Raw genomic sequence first — 3,282 nt, forward strand, 5'->3', positions numbered from 1 at the left:
GATTATATGGGTATAATTTGCTCAGTAGAATCATACATCTATAATTTGGCAATGCTGACAAATGCTGACAAATGCTGTAAATATGACCAAATAGCTATTGGTAGCTGTAAAGCCAAGGGCGGTAGCGTTGTTAAATCGATTGAATTTACTGATTATTATTTAAAGTGAAATGATTGCCGTTCTCATTTGTAGTGTAACACTTTTAGTACGCAACTTTATAATAATTAAGGATATATGATGTTACTTCCGGTGATTATGGCTGGTGGGACAGGTAGCCGTCTGTGGCCGATGTCAAGAGAGCTTTATCCCAAACAGTTCTTACGATTACATGGGGTAAATTCGATGCTGCAGGAGACTGTAAATCGTTTAGAGGGCATTTCTGTTAGAGAACCGGTTGTTATCTGTAATGAAGAACATCGCTTCTTGGTTGCTGAACAGTTGCGACAGATAAATAAGCTGTCACACAATATAATATTAGAACCTGTAGGTCGTAATACTGCGCCAGCCATTGCGTTGGCTGCTTTAAACGCCGTTTCTCAAGGCGACGATCCAATAATGCTGGTGTTAGCAGCCGACCATATCATCAATAATTGCGATGCTTTCCATCAAGCAGTCATTAGTGCTATTCCATTTGCGAAAACAGACAGTCTGGTCACCTTTGGGATTGTGCCGACTGGCCCTGAAACGGGCTATGGCTACATACAGCGTGGTGACGCGACCCTTAATGATGTTTCTGAAGCATTCAAAGTTAAACGCTTTGTTGAAAAACCTAGCTTAGAAACTGCAGAACAATATATCAGCTCGGGTGAGTACTACTGGAATAGTGGCATGTTTATGTTCCGTGCTAAGCGGTATATTCAAGAATTGGAAAAATTCAGGCCAGATATTCTTGACGCTTGCAAAGCGGCAATCAAAGATTCGGATTCAGATAACGATTTTATCACCATAGATAAAGATAAATTCAGTGCTTGTCCGGATGAATCGATTGATTATGCCGTAATGGAACAAACCAGTAGTGCAGTTGTTGTACCTCTTGATGCTGGCTGGAGTGATGTTGGTTCATGGTCTGCACTCTGGGATGTTAGCAATAAAGACAAATCAGGTAATGCAGTTACCGGTGATACATTCCTGCACGATACTCAGAATTGCTATATCAATACTGATGAAAAGTTAGTTGCTGCGGTAGGGGTAGATAATTTAGTTATTGTTAGTACGAAAGATGCTGTATTGGTGGTGGATAAATCTAAAGTGCAAGATGTTAAAAAAATTGTCGAGCATCTCAAGCAAACAAAACGAAGTGAATATCGCCGCCACAGAGAAACTTATCGTCCTTGGGGACGTTGCGATATTGTGGTTAATGAACAACGCTTTAACGTCAACCGGATTACGGTTAAGCCAGGCGGTTCGTTTTCTATGCAAATGCATCATCATCGAGCAGAGCACTGGATTGTGCTCTCCGGCACAGCAAAAGTGACGATTGGAGACAAAACGTTTTTAATTACCGAAAACCAATCTACTTTTATCCCTATTGGTTCTCTCCATATGTTGGAAAATCCCGGTAAAATTCCACTTGAATTGATTGAAGTTCAATCGGGTTCTTATTTGGGTGATGACGATATTATTAGAGTAAAAGACCACTATGGCCGCTGCTGATTTGAGGAAACAATGAATACTTTAACGTGTTTTAAAGCTTATGATATCCGTGGCCAATTGGGTTCAGAGCTGAATGAAGATATAGCTTATCGTATTGGTCGGGCATTTGGTGAATATTTGAAACCAAAAACAATTGTCGTCGGTGGCGATGTACGTTTAACCAGTGAACCATTAAAAATGGCCTTGGCAGAGGGCTTGATGGATGCTGGTAGTGATGTTTTAGATATTGGCTTAAGTGGCACAGAGGAAATTTATTTCGCGACTTTCCACTTAGGTGTTGATGGTGGGATTGAAGTGACAGCCAGCCATAATCCAATGGATTATAATGGTATGAAACTGGTACGTGAAGATGCTAAACCTATCAGTGGTGATACTGGTCTACGCGATATCCAAAGACTTGCTGAGAAAAATGATTTTAAAGTAGTTGATAAGAATAACCGAGGTCGCTACAAAAAGATTTCAGTGCTTAAAGAGTACGTTGATCACTTAATGGGCTATATCGATTTTAAAAACTTCACTCGGCCACTAAAGTTGGTTATTAATTCCGGCAATGGGGCTGCTGGACATGTTATTGATGAAATCGAAAAACGCTTTACTACTGCACATATCCCCGTTGAGTTCATAAAAGTTCATCATCAACCTGATGGTCATTTCCCAAATGGCATTCCTAATCCGTTACTACCTGAGTGCCGCGCGGATACGGCAAGATCTGTTACTGAGTCTGGTGCAGATATGGGAATTGCATTTGATGGAGATTTTGATCGTTGCTTCCTATTTGATGAGCATGCCCAGTTCATCGAAGGATATTATATTGTCGGCCTTTTGGGTGAAGCTTTCTTGCAAAAAGAGAAGGGCGCTAAAATAATTCATGATCCTCGGTTAACCTGGAACACAATTGACATTATTTCTAAAGCAGGTGGTATCCCTGTTATGTCTAAAACAGGACATGCTTTTATTAAAGAAAGAATGCGTAAAGAAGATGCGGTATATGGCGGTGAAATGAGTTCTCACCACTATTTCCGAGAGTTTGCCTATTGCGATAGTGGCATGATCCCATGGCTGCTAGTTGCTGAATTATTGTGTGTCAAGAATATGTCATTAAGTCAATTGGTTGGCGATCGCATGCAGGCATTTCCAGCCTCAGGCGAAATTAACCGTAAGCTGACAAATGCCAATAGCTGTATTGCCAAGATTAGAGCTATTTATGAACCTGATGCAGTTAATGTTGATTTAACTGATGGCATCAGTATCGAATACACTGATTGGCGCTTTAATCTTAGAACATCAAATACAGAGCCAGTTGTTCGCTTAAATGTTGAATCTATAGGAGATACTGTTTTGATGAATAATAAGACAAAAGAAATTTTAGAATTACTGATTGGGGAGTAATAGTGAAAGAGATGCTACTCGCGATCTATCGCTACAGAGGCTTTATTATTGGTTCTGCTAGGCGAGAGTTTCAATCAAGATATCAATCTAGTATTCTTGGGCCTCTGTGGCTTATTATACAGCCCTTATCATTAATACTTGTGTATACAATAGTTTTCTCTGTTCGGGAATAATACTTTGGAACTTATTTTCTGAAGTAATATCAAAAAGCGTAACGGTTTTTATACGACATGCTAACAT

General features: G+C 39.9%; 2 protein-coding genes. Both read left to right on the forward strand.

Annotated elements, in window-relative coordinates:
* The first annotated feature begins 237 nt into the window (after positions 1-237).
* A complete protein-coding gene (locus FTA91_RS05065) occupies positions 238-1,653 on the forward strand; it encodes a mannose-1-phosphate guanylyltransferase/mannose-6-phosphate isomerase (RefSeq protein WP_145534436.1) in 1,416 nt (471 codons plus the stop codon).
* A gap of 12 nt (positions 1,654-1,665) precedes the next feature.
* Positions 1,666-3,042 carry a phosphomannomutase CpsG gene (gene cpsG / locus FTA91_RS05070; RefSeq protein ID WP_145534427.1) on the forward strand — a complete coding sequence of 459 codons (1,377 nt, stop codon included), beginning with the start codon at positions 1,666-1,668 and terminating at the stop codon, positions 3,040-3,042.
* The last annotated feature ends 240 nt before the right edge of the window (positions 3,043-3,282 follow it).

Origin of the sequence: Yersinia thracica, assembly GCF_902170565.1 — a bacterium.
Classification (GTDB): Bacteria; Pseudomonadota; Gammaproteobacteria; order Enterobacterales; family Enterobacteriaceae; genus Yersinia; species Yersinia thracica.